This is a genomic window from Stutzerimonas stutzeri (assembly GCF_024448695.1).
Taxonomy (GTDB): domain Bacteria; phylum Pseudomonadota; class Gammaproteobacteria; order Pseudomonadales; family Pseudomonadaceae; genus Stutzerimonas; species Stutzerimonas stutzeri_T.
Genome location: NZ_JAMOHY010000008.1, coordinates 113,583 through 126,356 on the forward strand (window position 1 = coordinate 113,583; position 12,774 = coordinate 126,356).

The window sequence follows — 12,774 nt, forward strand, 5'->3', positions numbered from 1 at the left end:
AATGAAAGGAGCGGCGCGGTCCGGCAGGACCGCGCCCGAAGGTTATAGGGCGAGGCTGACGTCCTGCTCGATGAGCCAGGTGTTCAGCCCGACGGCGAGCTCCATGCCCATGCGGTCGTACATGGGTGAGGTGCTCGACAGGGGGCGGTCGAGCGTTTCCGTCACACGGGACGCATCGAGCAGTTCGCGCACGGGCGCGTTGGGGTCGGCCATGATCGCGGCCAGCGAACGGCGCAATGCTTGTTCGTAGGCCGGGTCCTGTGTGGACGGGTAGGGACTCTTGATCCGTTCAGCGATCGAATCGGGAAGCAGGTCGCGGGTTGCTGCCCGCAAGATACTTTTCTCGCGCCCGTCGAACGCCTTCATATCCCACGGTATGTTGAAGGCGTACTCAACCAGCCGGTGGTCGCAGAACGGCACCCGGACCTCAAGCCCGACGGCCATGCTCATGCGGTCCTTGCGATCGAGCAGGGTCTGCACGAAACGGGTCAGGTTCAGGTAACTCATCTGGCGCATGCGCTGCTCGACCGGGCCTTCACCTGGGAGCGTCGGTGCGTCGCTGATTGCCTGGCGGTAGCTGTCGGCGACAAACCCCGGCATGTCCAGCTGTCGCAGCAGTACGGAGTCGAAAAGCGTCTTGCCGTCGAAATACTTGCCCGTCACGGAGGCCAGCCATGGGAAGGTCTCGGCCTTGATCGCGACCGGATCATGGAACCAGCGATAGCCGCCAAACACTTCATCGGCGCTTTCGCCGGACAGGGCAACGGTCGAGTGCCTGCGCACTTCCTGAAACAGTCGGTAAAGAGAGGGCCACATGTCGCCCCAGTAAGCCGGAGGCAAATCGAGCGCACGCACGACCTGGCTGCGAAGCGCAGGGTCGCCCAACTCGCGACTGTCGAGCAGGATTTCCTCATGGCTGCAGTGGATGCGTTCGACCAGATCGCGTACGAAAGGAGCATCGGGCGTGCCGCGTACCGCATCGCCGGCAAAGCCGTTGCCGTGATCGAGAAAATCGACCGAGAAGGACCGAATGTTGTCCTGGCCCTTGGCGAGCAGTTTCCGGGAGGCCAGTGCCGTGATGATCGACGAGTCGAGTCCTCCGGAGAGCAGGCTGCAGAGCGGCACGTCGGCGATGATCTGCCGCTCGACGATATCCTCCAGCAGCGCGCGCGTGTGGTCGATGGTCCGCTTGAGCGAGTGGGTGTGTTCGCGTGCTTCCAACTGCCAGTAGCGGCGGCGGTTCACCCCGTGGCGATCGATGCGCACCAACTCGCCGGGCAGCACTTCGCGCATGCCGTCGAAGACGGCGTGGCCCGGTGTCTTGACCATTTCCAGTATCTCGCGCAACCCGTCGGCGCGAACCGTGCGCGGGACCCGGGCATTGGCCAGCAGCGCCTTGGGTTCCGAGCCGAAGATCACCCCACTGGCGGTCGGGTAGTAATACAGCGGCTTAACGCCCATGCGGTCACGCACCAGGAGCAGGCGCTGGCTGCGCCGGTCCCAGAGTGCGAACGCGAACATGCCGTTGAGGTGGTCGACGAACCCTTCGCCCCATTCCAGGTAGGCGCGCAGGACGACTTCGGTGTCGCTGTGATTCTCGAACCGATGACCTCGGGCCTTGAGTTCGGCGCGCAGCTCGCGAAAGTTGTAGACCTCCCCGCTGTAGGTGATGGCAGCGGCCACCGGCACTTCACCCAAGCGGGCGAGCATCGGTTGCCTTCCGCCTTCAAGATCGATGATCGACAATCTGCGGTGCCCGAGCCCGATGGGCCCGTCGAGCCAGATCCCTTCGGCATCCGGGCCTCGTCGCGCCATGGTCTCGGTCATGCACTGCAAGGTCTGCTGTTGTGTCGTCATGTCGAGGCTGTAGTCCAGCCATCCTGCGATTCCACACATGGTCGTTCTCCAGAGTTGATGGCTAGCCGAGGCTTTCCTGATCGCTGCCTTCGGTCAGCAGCGCGCGATCGGCGCCCCGGTTGTAGCGTGCAGCCGGTGGGGTCAGCGCATGGGCTTCGAGCGTGTTGAGCAGACGCTGCAGGCTCAACGCCGTGTCGAGGTCTGCAAAGGGCACGGCTGGCGCCTGCCCGTGTGCGACCCATTTCAGAACCTGCAGGCAGAGGTGCGACAGCTTGTGCAGCGATTCCAGCCCAGGTCGGGTGGGCGCAATGGACTGCTCATGCATCACCAGTTCACTGCCGTCGGTATCGCGCATCCAGATACGCAGGTGGTCGTGGTCCCAGCGGGGCGTATCAAAGGTCAGGCGTGCATGGATCAGCTGGTCCTCGCAATCGATAAAGGACAGGTCCACAGTGCGCTGGCGCACGACATTGGCGAAGCTGGCATAGCCGCTCACCGGGGCATCGCCAAGCGTTGCGATGAGCTGGACGGTATCGAGTACGGCATGGCCTGAAATCGAGAAGTCGGAACGGATGCCCAGCACGGCGGCCAGCCTCAACGGTCCTGCGGCGGGGCAGAGCCAGGTCAGCAGATCCAGGGCATGAATGGCTTCGCTGGTGACGCCGCACGTCGGGCGATAGTCGTTGATACGGTCCTTGCCCCAGTGGAAGGTTGCACGCGCCAGCGTCCAGTCATGTCGCTCCACCCAGCTGCGCAGGGTCTGACTGGCAGCGGAGTAACGCTCGATCAGGTTCAGGGCGAACCCGCGTGTGGCGGACATGCCTGCAGGGATGTTCGTGAGTTCGTCGCTCGGTGCTGCCAGGGGCTTTTCGCAGATGACAAACCCCTGGTAGCCGTCCAACTCCTCAAGGACGCTGGTATGGCTGATGTCGTTGGTGCTGACCACCACGATGTCGGGCATGAAGCTCGCCAGTGCCTCGTCGATCTGCGCATAGTGCTTGAGCGGCGTGTGCTTGGGCCGGTGATCGACATAGGCGAGCGATACCACCTTGCGGGTCCAGGCGCCGGCATACTCAAAGGCGCGCTGAAAACGCAGGCCCGCGTAGCCCAGCCCGATAATGAGAATCCTCATTCGGCCACCCCCTGGCGAACCAGCAATTGCTCACTGCTGGGCTCAAAGCCCAGGGACAGGTACAGCTGCTCCGCGCCCGGAGTGGTCTGGAGCACCACGGTGGACACTTCGCGATTGTCGAACCACCGCAGAACCTGTTGCATGAGCTGGCGGGCACCGCCCTTGCCACGCCACGGAGGCGAGACCACGACCGATTGCACCCAGCCTGAAAGGCCGTTGAGGTTGGCCACGGTCGGAGCCCTCGCGTCGATGACGCCGGTCGCACATCCCAGTACCTGACCGGAGTCTCGGTGTTCCAGAACGAGCACCTGCACGTTGTCGTTCGTGCCGAGGGTGGCGGACAGCCAACTGCGGTAGGCCGCGCGCCAGCGGGCCTGCCCCTCGGGCGTCCGGCTGGAATAGGACGCGGCGGTACCGTCGAGCAGGTACGCCCTGAGTTCGATCAGCACGGCCACGTCGGCGGTTGTGGCGTTTCGCACGGTGAACAGGGGACCACTCATCACGCCACCTCCTGGGCAAAGGCGACCGACGCAAGAGGAATGGCGAAATGCTCGAAGGTCTCGCGCAGCGCACAAGCCAGGTGCTCGATCTGCGCGTGGCTGTGGTTCGGCGTGGCGTTGATCCGGAAGCGCTCGGTGCCGACCGGCACCGAGGGGTAATTGATCGGCTGCAGGTAGATGCCATGGGTGTTCAGCAGCCGCTGCGCAGCCGCCTTGCACCGCTCGGCCTCGCCGACCAGCACCGGCAATACGTGGGTCTGCGAGCAGGGCATCACGGGAATGTCGTGCTCATCGAGCCGCTTGCGCAGCAGGCCCGTATGGGCGTGCAGGCGCTGGCGCTCGTTGTCGCTTGCCTTGAGGTGTTCGATGCTGGCCAGGCAGCCGGCCGTGATCGCCGGTGGCAGGGATGTCGTGAAGATGAAGCCGGTCGCAAAGGAGCGAACGGCGTCGACGATGACCTGGCTCGCGGCGATGTAGCCACCGATGACCCCGATCGCCTTGGCCATGGTGCCCTGGATGATATCGACCCGGTCAGCCAGGCCAAGCTCAGCGGCCACGCCCGCACCACGAGGTCCGTACATGCCCACGGCATGCACTTCGTCCAGGTAGGTCAAGGCGTTGTAGCGCCTGGTGATGTCCAGGATCTGGGCGATGGGCGCGATATCGCCATCCATCGAATAGATCGACTCGAACACCACCAGCTTGGGTCGCTCGAGCGGGTATTCCGACAGGATCTCTTCCAGATGCGCGACGTCGTTGTGTCTGAACACCCTGCGTTCATTGGGTGTTGCGCGGATGCCGTTGACGATGGACGCATGGTTCAACGCGTCGCTGACCACGACGCAATCTGGAATCTGGCGCAGCAGGCATTGCAGCGTGGCGTCGTTCGAACCGAAGCCGGTCGGGAACACCAGTGCCGCTTCCTTGCCGTGCCAGTCGGCCAGGCTATGTTCCAGTCGCGCGTACAGCTGGTGAGAGCCGCCGATATTGCGCGAGCCGCCCGATCCAGCTCCGTGTCTCTCCAAGGCTAGGTGCATGTCTCGGCGGACCGCCGGATGCTGAGACATGCCCAGGTAGTCGTTGCTGCACCAGACGACGACCGGATCCTGTTCGCTGTCGTCCAGTTTTGCCAAGGGGTATCGGCCGCAAATTCGGCTCAGCGTGGTGAAGGTGCGGTATTGATTGGAGGACTTCAGTAACTCCAGCTGTTGGCGAAGCAGTGATTGGTACATCCGTATCTCTCCTGACAGTCATGTCGCGACCCCGGGGCTCTGGCGCGGGTCTTCGGGACGACGAGGAGGTATTCTTAGTACCGCTTCGATACGGTTACAATTTGACCGTTTATACTATTACTGGAGGTAACCGGATGAGTGCGCCTCGGAGTTTTGAGCGAAATCGGACAGAACTGGCCGACTTCCTGCGCAGTCGGCGCGAGCGCATCACACCTCAGGAAGTCGGCCTGCCGGCAGGCGGACGCCGACGTACACCGGGGCTTCGGCGTGAGGAAGTGGCCGCACTGGCCGGGGTCGGACTGTCCTGGTACACCTGGCTCGAACAGGGCAGAGACATTGGCGTGTCGGCTGCGTTTCTGGAGAACCTGTCCAGGACACTGAAGCTCGATGCGACCGAACGTCGCCACCTGTTCCTGCTGGCGCACCAGCGGCTACCGCCCGAGCCCGGCAAGACCTGGTGCGCTGTGCCACCCCTGGTAGACCGCTTGATGGCTGACCTGCCGCTGCGTCCGGCCTACGTGCTGAACCTGCGCTGGGACGTGCTGGCCTGGAACGCCGCAGCCGACAAGGTGTTCGGCTTCTCCAGCGTCCCGGCCGAGCGGCGCAACCTGCTGTGGCTGCTGTTCACCGCCCCGTCGATGCGTGCGCTACTCGACCCCTGGGAGGATCAGGCGCTGCAGATCCTGTCGAGCTTTCGCCGTGATTTCGTGCGTGCGCCGCTGGACCCTGATATCGGGACCCTGGTTCGAGACCTGGAGAAGGTCGACCCGGACTTCCGAGACTGGTGGCGCCAGCAGGACATCCATGGGCCGTGCCAGGGCATCCGGTATTTTCAGGTCGACGAGATCGGCCCCGTCGTGTTCGATCACACGTCGCTGTCGATCGATGTGGACCGTGACCTGCGACTGGTCTATTACGCAGCCCGGGAAGGGCTGCCGCAAAGCCGGCTCTTCGAACAGTGGCTGCGTGCAGCCGCCGAGGAGGCGATGGTCGAGGCCTCCGACCTCAGCCAATGACCGGGCCGCGTGAGCGTCCGATCTGCCAGGACACATGGGGGCCCTGGACGATGGCTGTCACCTGCTGACCAAGCCGGCGCTCGACCACCGGCCTCCAAGGCACCAGTCTGAAAGACCGGCCCTGTTCGAGCAGCGCATAGCGTCCGCTGGCCAGTTCGATGTAACGCCGATAGACGCCGCTGGCCGGTTTGCCCTCCAATACAGGACTGTGCGTGAGTCCCGTTCGGGTCTCGATATCGCGGGCCGCCATCACTACATCGCGGTCGCGCAGGGTAGCCAGTAAAGCGGGCGCGAACAGTGTCCGCCTGCCTCGGCGCTCCGCCAGGCCGTGCTCGATCAGCCAGTCAGTGCGCCGATGCAGTGCGCTGTGAACCTCAGCGCCGAATCCCTGACTGCCGATGGCCTGAGCGCCGCCAAGCAACTGGGTGTCCAGCCAGGTGGCGCCCAGCGCCGTGACCTGCTGCTCGACGGGTAGCGAACTGCGCAGGTTGACCGACAGGCCGCCGGAGCGCTTGGCGTCGTGGCGTCGACCTTGCTCGACCAGATCGCCGGGTACACGCCACAGGCCTTCGCCCGAGCGCTCGACGATACCGGCTCGGCGCAGTGCTTCCAGTCGACGTTCGTGGGCGTCCAGCAGCGCCTCGCGGTCGCCCCTGAAGCTACGATCCTGCACCAGGACCGCACGATGGCGCGCCCTGTGATAAACCCCGTCAACCGCCAGTGCGGCAATGCGCTGATCGGTCGGTCGGAGCTCGGTCGATGCCCGTGCTTCGATCACAGCGCCCTGCGGATAATTGGACAGGTCAGCGCTGGCCGGCAGGCTCAGGTAGTGGGCCTTGCCATCGATTCCGTCAATCACCAGATAGCCCCGATCGTGTGACTCGCCGGCAAACCCCTTGGCGACCAGACGGCCCGTGACGGTCTGGTTGGAGCCGGGTTCGAGGGTGCTCAGCTCTCGCGGCGTGCCGCTCATGGCCCGCTGCATCGTGCGCACAATATCGCCCCGTTCACCCAGTGCGCGCAGGGTTCGCTCAGCACGCGCCTCAAGGTGCCAGTGCCCAGTGCGAATCTCCCTGGCCAGGCCCAGTTGCTGCAGGTGTTGCAGGCGACCGATCAGGTGCAGGCGACGTGGATCACGGGCAAGGTCCTGCAGACGTATGCCGCCACCGCGATCAAGGCGCACGAGTGCGTGATCAAGGCGAGTCCATCGCTCCTGTCCCACCTCGCGCTGCAGACTTTGTTGGATCTCCCGTTCGGTTCGGGGTCCCAGCCATTCGGTCGCCAGCTCGCCCGCACGGTGGCGCATGCCGTGCGAAATATAGTCACGGGCAATGATCAGGTCCCGCCCGGTTTCGTCCTTGCCGCGCAGGGCGATGTGGGTGTGCGGGTTGTCGGTGTTCCAGTGGTCTACCGCGACCCAGTCCAGGCGCGTGCCCAGGTCGCGCTCGACCCGAGCCATCAGGTGTCGGCTGAAGGTGCGCAACGCCTCAAGCGACTCAGCATCTTCGGGCGAGACGATAAAGCGAAACTGGTGGCGGTCCTCCCGGCCACGCGCCTCGAAGGCTTGAAGGTCGGCGCGATCGGTCAGCGGGCCGTACGCCTGGCCGGCCTCGCCGTCCCGCCCGACACCCTCGCGCTCGATGTAGCGCAGGTGATGGGCAACCGATCGCTTGGCGGCCTGCTGCAGGTTCACCAGGCGGGTCTTGATTGCCACGCGGCGGCCGGTCGCCGAGTAGTCGCCACTGAACCGCGCGGCGACATGGCCGCGCCCGAGGCGGGCACCGGGCCGATGCGCACCCTGGCGGCGTGTAGCGCCGGCCTTGCCTGCCTGGCGCAGGATCTGCGTCACGAAGGCCTGGCCGCGTTGACCGGACGAGCCGGGGCGTGGCTGGAAGCGGTCTTCAGCCGATGGGTCTGGATGACGTTTCATAATCGCATTCCAAGGTTGGCGGGGTTGGGCGTAGCGACACCGCTAGGGGCCTGTGATGACGTGCCCTTGAGCGCATCATCGACACCCTCGACGAACGCGGCGTGCCGCCTTCCACCCCCACGTGCAGGTTGGTCGAGCGCCCACGGCGTGTCGCCTCCTTTTATCTTGCCCTCTGCTTTCTCTCTGTCTCTCTTTGCCTTTCTCTGCGCAGAACCGCTCCATGTGCGCCTGCCAGGGGTCAATTCAGCTGCAGGCGTCGTGCCTTGCCAATCACCGCATCCAGCGTGACGGGACCGAAGTAGCGACTGTCGAACGACTCGGCATTGCCGGGGGCAATCAGCATCAGTTCCTCCGCACCGAGCGCGCGACAGCCTGTCCACCGGGGCATGGCGCGTCCTGCGCGATCCTGCTCAAGCGCCTGGGCGACGGTCGTCCCGTCGACCCGTATCCGGGAGCCGACGACGCAGACCTTCTGACCTGAACGGGCGATCACCGACTTGAGCAGAGGGACCCCCGAGGGCAGGTAGCCGCGCCGCGCCGCAAGCGCGGTGACTTCTGCGGGCAGTTGCACCAGCACGATGTCGCCGACCGCCACCCGGTCAGCCGGTTCGATGCGATACCAGCCAGTGGGGACGCTGTCTGACGCGTTATGCACGAGCCTCAGTGCGTGCCGACCCAGCGTCGATCCGGCAATGGCCAGCACGCTGACAATCGCTGCGCCGATGACGAACCGGCTTGAACGGCGTGGCTTGCGCACCCACCCCGGGCCAGTACTAGGCGCTGTTGACGGCGCGCGCCCCCTCACGACGGATCCTCCGGAAAGCGCTGCTCCAGCAGGCCCCGCAACATCTCGGCCACGGTCAGGCCTTCGCCAAAGGCCGCCAGTTTGATTCGGGCACGCAACGCGGGCGTGATGTCGAGCGTCAGGCGCGCCGTGTAGACACTGGCCTTGCCTGGCGATTCTCGGGCACGTTGGTGTATCCAGGCCTGGGCCTGTGGATCCGTTGTAGGGCGTATGCCGATACCGATTCGTTTCCCGCTCATGCAGTCCACCCGATCAGTTCATCAACCAGGCGGCTGATTTCCTGTGCAGCGGCGCTGTCTGGCGCCAGTTCGCAGGCCAGACGCCCCGCTGCGGCACTGTCCGCGAAGACGATGCGCTGACGCACCTCCGCGCGCAGGGCCGGCAACGGTTGCTCGGCCAGTGCTTCGCGGGCCTCCCGACCGATCACGGTGGTACTGACCCGTCGATTGATCGCGAACGCGGCGCGCAGGGTGGGCCTGAAGACCTGGGCTTCCTGAATGAGGTTGACCATCTCGGCGCTGGCCCAGAAATCGAAAGGACTGGGTTGTACCGGGATCAGCACGCGGTCGGCCGCCATTAGTGCGGAGCGCGCCAGTGCCGCGATTCGGGGTGGTCCATCGATGATCACGTGGTCGGCACGCCTGGCCAGTTGGGGCGCCTGCTGATGCAGCGTCTCGCGTGCCAGCCCCACCGCGCTGAAGAGCCTGCCAAGCCCCTGCTGGGCGCGCCGCTGCGTCCAGTCGAGGGCCGAGCCCTGCGGGTCGGCATCGAGCAGGACCACGTTCTGGCCTCGCAGGGCAAGCTCGCCGGCGATATGCGTGGCCAGGGTGGTCTTGCCCACACCGCCTTTCTGGTTGAGCAGGGCGATGATCATGAGCCTGCTCCGACCCGGAGGGTGCGAACACGACAGCTTGTCCACCGTTGGCCTGCGACCCAATAACAAGTTAGGGCTTTATCGTTAGTGATGTTAGGGCGCGCCGCAGGCCACGGCATTGGCGGCGTCCAGGCCGCTCGGTACGCCCGATAGCACGATAGCGGTACGCCTGATAGCACGAGGGTGTTTGCGCCTGATAGCACGACAGGTTTCACAGCTTGTGCACGCCTTATCCCCGTGCCGAACGCGGCACGGGGCGAAACGCCAGGAGCTCGGTTGCCGGTGACAGGCGTACGGTACTCAGGTGATAGCCGGGCAGCGATTGCCGGGCAACCAGCACACGCAGGTCGCAGGCAAAGTCCGAGTAACGGGCAGCGCTGCCGGATTTTCGATGCAGGTGCCGGAAATCGAACTGCCAGCCATCCGCCTGCCGCCCGCCATGCTTGCGTACCAGCCGGTATAACCAGCGCTCGATGCCGCCGGTGAGCTGGAAATAGGCCGGGTCGATGGTCAGGACCAGCGCCCGGTCCAGCACACCGGCATAAAACCAGTCCGGCAGGATCAGTTCGATCCCCAGGGGCCGGCCATCGATGGCCGCGAGCTCCTTCCACTCGTTGACCCAGGAAAAGCGGTGCAGACGGCGACCGCTGGTTTCGCGTATGGAGGTGGCCACGCTCGTGGTCTGCAGCCGATCCAGTGCCGCCTTCAGGCGCTGGTAGTCGTGCCGCGAGGTGCCGCGCCCGATAAAGCGCAGGATTTCGTAAGGCGTCGTGCGGATGAGTCGGGAGGTGGGGATCGCCGCATCCCGGGCCTCGACGAGCTGGCTGGCAGCCCAGATCAGGATGTCGGCATCCCAGATCGTCGCGATGCCATGCTCCAGTGTCCCCTCGACCCGCACGGTCACACTGCCGGAGCGAAAGTCGATGGGCTGCGTACGGCGTGACTTGCCCAGGGCAAAGAAGGGGTGGGCCATCAAGTCCTGGGCATCGCGCGGTGCCATGTCGCCGGGCAGGGCACGAAACAGTTGCAGCGGTGCTGGCACAGGTGGCGAGGTGCGTTTCGCGCTCATGGCGGGGGGCGGTCCTAGAGGTCATCGCGCAGACCTCCCGGATGACGCTCCAGATACTCTGGATCGAAGGTCGTCTCGAAGCAGCGCGCGTCGGCCCAGGCCTGCAGGTCTGCAAAGGCGTACATGACCCGCCGGCCAAACTTGCGAAAGCGCGGACCACCCCCGATGACCCGCTGCTTTTCCAGCGTGCGCGGCGACAGGCGTAGAAACGCGGCCGCCTCGTCGTTGTTCAGGTAGTGCGACGGGGCTGGGGCGCACGGCACATCCGGCGTGCCGGCATCACTCGCTGGTGGCAGCCGGGTGCCCAGGCGGCGATGGGGCGGCACCGTACCTGGCATGACGGGGTAAGCGTTGCGGTGGGGTGTACGGTTCATGGTCTGGCCTCCTGTGAGCGGAGGCCTACGCTGGGCCGAATAGGCGGACCTGATCATCACGCGTTGGGTCTGAAACGAGGCGCAATGGGCTTGGTATCCAATTGCGGCGTGCTCGGTCAGCCTCTTGTGGGCTGGCAAATTGCTGCCCTATGGCCATTAGACGCTCGATGTGGCTCCTGTCCTTTACGAGCGTCCCCCCTCGCAATCCCTGGGTTTCATCAGATATGCAAATACGGATTGCAGTAGTTACGCAATTCCGTAGTTGAGCAGAACTTACGAAGCGCAATTGTTTAAATACGGATTATCCAGTTTGCGTAAATAAACAGAGCTGTATTCGTCTCAGTGCAGGGGTTGATCCACTGCCTTCGCTACGGCTTATCAACGTACAATCTCTACCGGCGGCTTCAGTTTCATAAGGAAGCCTTTAGTACCTTACATCCGGATATGTCACGCATGAGCAAGATTGCCGAATACAAGCGCCTTGAAGCGCAATTGGCCGAACAACTGGCCGCACTGGACAAGCTAAAGGGCGACAACAAGCTGCAGCAGGAAATGGAATTTGAAAGCAAACTCAAGGCGCTCTTGAGTACCTATGGTTTTAGCCTTCAAACAGTCGTGGATATTCTCGATCCGCAACCTGTAGCGAAGGCCGAACTGCCGATTACCCACCGCCAACGCAGCCTCAAGCGGTATACGAATCCGCATACGGGGGAAGTGGTTGAAACCCGAGGCGCAAACCACGCGGTGCTCAAGGCCTGGAAAGCCCAGTACGGTGCGGACGTGGTCAAGACGTGGGCGTAACCAGTCTGTGCGGCCCCTCAAAGTGTGGGTCGTACGGATGCGGTAATGTCCGAAGTAAATAACAGGCAAGTCTCACGCAGGGAGCGAACATGGGAAGGCTGATAGTCACGAGACGCACCAACGAACAGATCAGGCTTACATTGAAGCCTGGGGCATCGATTGATGATTTGCTGCTGGAGCTTGAAGACACCGGTATTTGGATCACCATGATCGAGACCGATGGCTCCAGGGCCCGCTTGGCGATCGATGCGCCCGACCAGTTGCTGGTGCTTCGCGAAGAGCTGATTCCCGAATGGGAGTCCTGATCGTTCTCGACGGTATCGCCCATCGCTCGGTTCAACCATCAGGTACGGGCAGGTGCGTGGTGCTGGCCTGAAGCAAAGCAGCTAGGAGCACAACGCCATGACCAATGCCCTGTGCCCGGTATGGGGATCGTCCTTCTCAACGAGTTCTCTAAAACCACACCGCCGGTAAAACGCCACACTGTTCTGGTTTTCCTTGTAGACCTCCAGTGTGATGCGCGATCGGAGTGTCTTGGCTTTTTCAATCATCTGCTTGCCAATCCCTTCACCTTGGCACCCGGGTGCCACGAAGATGGCAGCCAGCGTGGCCTCATGTAGGGAGAAAAAGCCCTTTATCGTGCCTTCTGTTTCGTAGACATAGGTTTCCGAAGCCGGAATATAGAGATCGCGCATGTCCCCCAGCTTGGACTCCCAAAACTCTCGACCCACAAAGTCGTGCGCCTTAACCGAAGACTCCAGCCAGACGTCCAGTACGCTGTCCATATCCCTATCCGAAAACGCGCGAATCATTACCCGCTCCGTAGAAAGCTCATAGCGTCACGATGATGACGCTTCATACGACCGATCACCAGCCTCTGGCGGCGCTGGTAGGCACGGGGGCGCGTTCCCGCACAGCCAACGGCCAGCAGATCGAGAGCCCGATACGAGGCTGGCGCACCCTTCGCTCACATCAGGCGGGGCCTACTCGTTGTGCGCAGCGCCTTTGCGCTGGTCGAGCAAAAAATAGAAGGGGGCCGAAGCCCCCGGTCCGTCTACAGCAGCCCGAGTTCGGCAAAGGACACCCGCGCCTGACCCGCCACGATGATGTGATCCAGTGTGCGCACGTCAACCAGCGCCAGCGCGTCCTTGAGCTTTCGGGTCAGCGTCTTGTCCGCCTGGCTA

Annotated in this window: 15 protein-coding genes; 3 read left to right on the forward strand and 12 right to left on the reverse strand. The window is 63.7% G+C overall.

Annotation, left to right across the window (positions count from 1 at the left end; translation table 11 throughout):
- Positions 1-42: 42 nt before the first annotated feature.
- From asnB to hemA, 4 genes are read right to left on the reverse strand one after another with little or no spacing between them, the layout of a single operon-like run.
- Complete coding sequence (gene asnB / locus NAV32_RS09225; RefSeq protein ID WP_256052492.1) at positions 43-1,896, reverse strand: asparagine synthase (glutamine-hydrolyzing); 1,854 nt, start codon at positions 1,894-1,896, stop codon at positions 43-45.
- A 22-nt stretch (positions 1,897-1,918) separates the two neighbouring features.
- Positions 1,919-2,989: a Gfo/Idh/MocA family oxidoreductase gene (locus tag NAV32_RS09230; RefSeq protein ID WP_256052493.1), complete on the reverse strand. Its 1,071-nt coding sequence runs from the start codon at positions 2,987-2,989 to the stop codon at positions 1,919-1,921.
- Entirely contained in the window at positions 2,986-3,489 is a 504-nt protein-coding gene (locus NAV32_RS09235) for a GNAT family N-acetyltransferase (protein WP_256052494.1), read from the reverse strand. Before NAV32_RS09235 ends, NAV32_RS09230 begins: the two co-directional genes overlap by 4 nt.
- A complete protein-coding gene (gene hemA / locus NAV32_RS09240) occupies positions 3,489-4,721 on the reverse strand; it encodes a 5-aminolevulinate synthase (protein ID WP_256052495.1) in 1,233 nt (410 codons plus the stop codon). Before hemA ends, NAV32_RS09235 begins: the two co-directional genes overlap by 1 nt.
- Before the next feature lie 134 nt (positions 4,722-4,855).
- On the opposite strand from hemA, the gene NAV32_RS09245 reads away from it, so the two are divergent.
- On the forward strand, positions 4,856-5,737 hold the full coding sequence (locus NAV32_RS09245) for a helix-turn-helix transcriptional regulator (RefSeq protein WP_256052496.1): 882 nt from the start codon (positions 4,856-4,858) through the stop codon (positions 5,735-5,737).
- On the opposite strand, the gene NAV32_RS09250 is transcribed toward NAV32_RS09245, so the two are convergent.
- From NAV32_RS09250 to NAV32_RS09275, 6 genes are all read right to left on the reverse strand, one after another.
- Positions 5,727-7,667 (reverse strand): DUF3363 domain-containing protein, encoded by a 1,941-nt coding sequence (locus NAV32_RS09250; protein ID WP_256052497.1) that lies wholly within the window; start codon positions 7,665-7,667, stop codon positions 5,727-5,729. The genes NAV32_RS09245 and NAV32_RS09250 overlap by 11 nt on opposite strands.
- 238 nt (positions 7,668-7,905) lie before the next feature.
- The gene (locus NAV32_RS09255) at positions 7,906-8,424 is read right to left on the reverse strand and encodes a S26 family signal peptidase (RefSeq protein WP_256052498.1); all 519 of its coding nucleotides are present in this window, start codon (positions 8,422-8,424) and stop codon (positions 7,906-7,908) included.
- A 44-nt stretch (positions 8,425-8,468) separates the two neighbouring features.
- Entirely contained in the window at positions 8,469-8,711 is a 243-nt protein-coding gene (locus NAV32_RS09260) for a ribbon-helix-helix protein (protein ID WP_003298091.1), read from the reverse strand.
- The gene (gene parA, locus NAV32_RS09265; protein ID WP_256052499.1) at positions 8,708-9,346 is read right to left on the reverse strand and encodes a ParA family partition ATPase; all 639 of its coding nucleotides are present in this window, start codon (positions 9,344-9,346) and stop codon (positions 8,708-8,710) included. Before parA ends, NAV32_RS09260 begins: the two co-directional genes overlap by 4 nt.
- A gap of 229 nt (positions 9,347-9,575) precedes the next feature.
- Positions 9,576-10,415 (reverse strand): replication initiator protein A, encoded by an 840-nt coding sequence (locus tag NAV32_RS09270; protein ID WP_256052500.1) that lies wholly within the window; start codon positions 10,413-10,415, stop codon positions 9,576-9,578.
- A 14-nt stretch (positions 10,416-10,429) separates the two neighbouring features.
- Entirely contained in the window at positions 10,430-10,789 is a 360-nt protein-coding gene (locus NAV32_RS09275; RefSeq protein ID WP_256052501.1) for a helix-turn-helix domain-containing protein, read from the reverse strand.
- A gap of 453 nt (positions 10,790-11,242) precedes the next feature.
- Here NAV32_RS09275 and NAV32_RS09280 point away from each other — a divergent pair, with 453 nt between their 5' ends.
- Positions 11,243-11,590 (forward strand): histone-like nucleoid-structuring protein, MvaT/MvaU family, encoded by a 348-nt coding sequence (locus NAV32_RS09280; protein WP_256052502.1) that lies wholly within the window; start codon positions 11,243-11,245, stop codon positions 11,588-11,590.
- Positions 11,591-11,679: 89 nt separating this feature from the next.
- A complete protein-coding gene (locus NAV32_RS09285) occupies positions 11,680-11,895 on the forward strand; it encodes a carbon storage regulator (protein ID WP_256052503.1) in 216 nt (71 codons plus the stop codon).
- Positions 11,896-11,976: 81 nt separating this feature from the next.
- On the opposite strand, the gene NAV32_RS09290 is transcribed toward NAV32_RS09285, so the two are convergent.
- Complete coding sequence (locus NAV32_RS09290; protein ID WP_256052504.1) at positions 11,977-12,402, reverse strand: GNAT family N-acetyltransferase; 426 nt, start codon at positions 12,400-12,402, stop codon at positions 11,977-11,979.
- Positions 12,403-12,644: 242 nt separating this feature from the next.
- Positions 12,645-12,774 (reverse strand): JAB domain-containing protein (locus tag NAV32_RS09295; protein WP_272890222.1); only part of this gene is annotated, 130 nt, incomplete at its 5' end.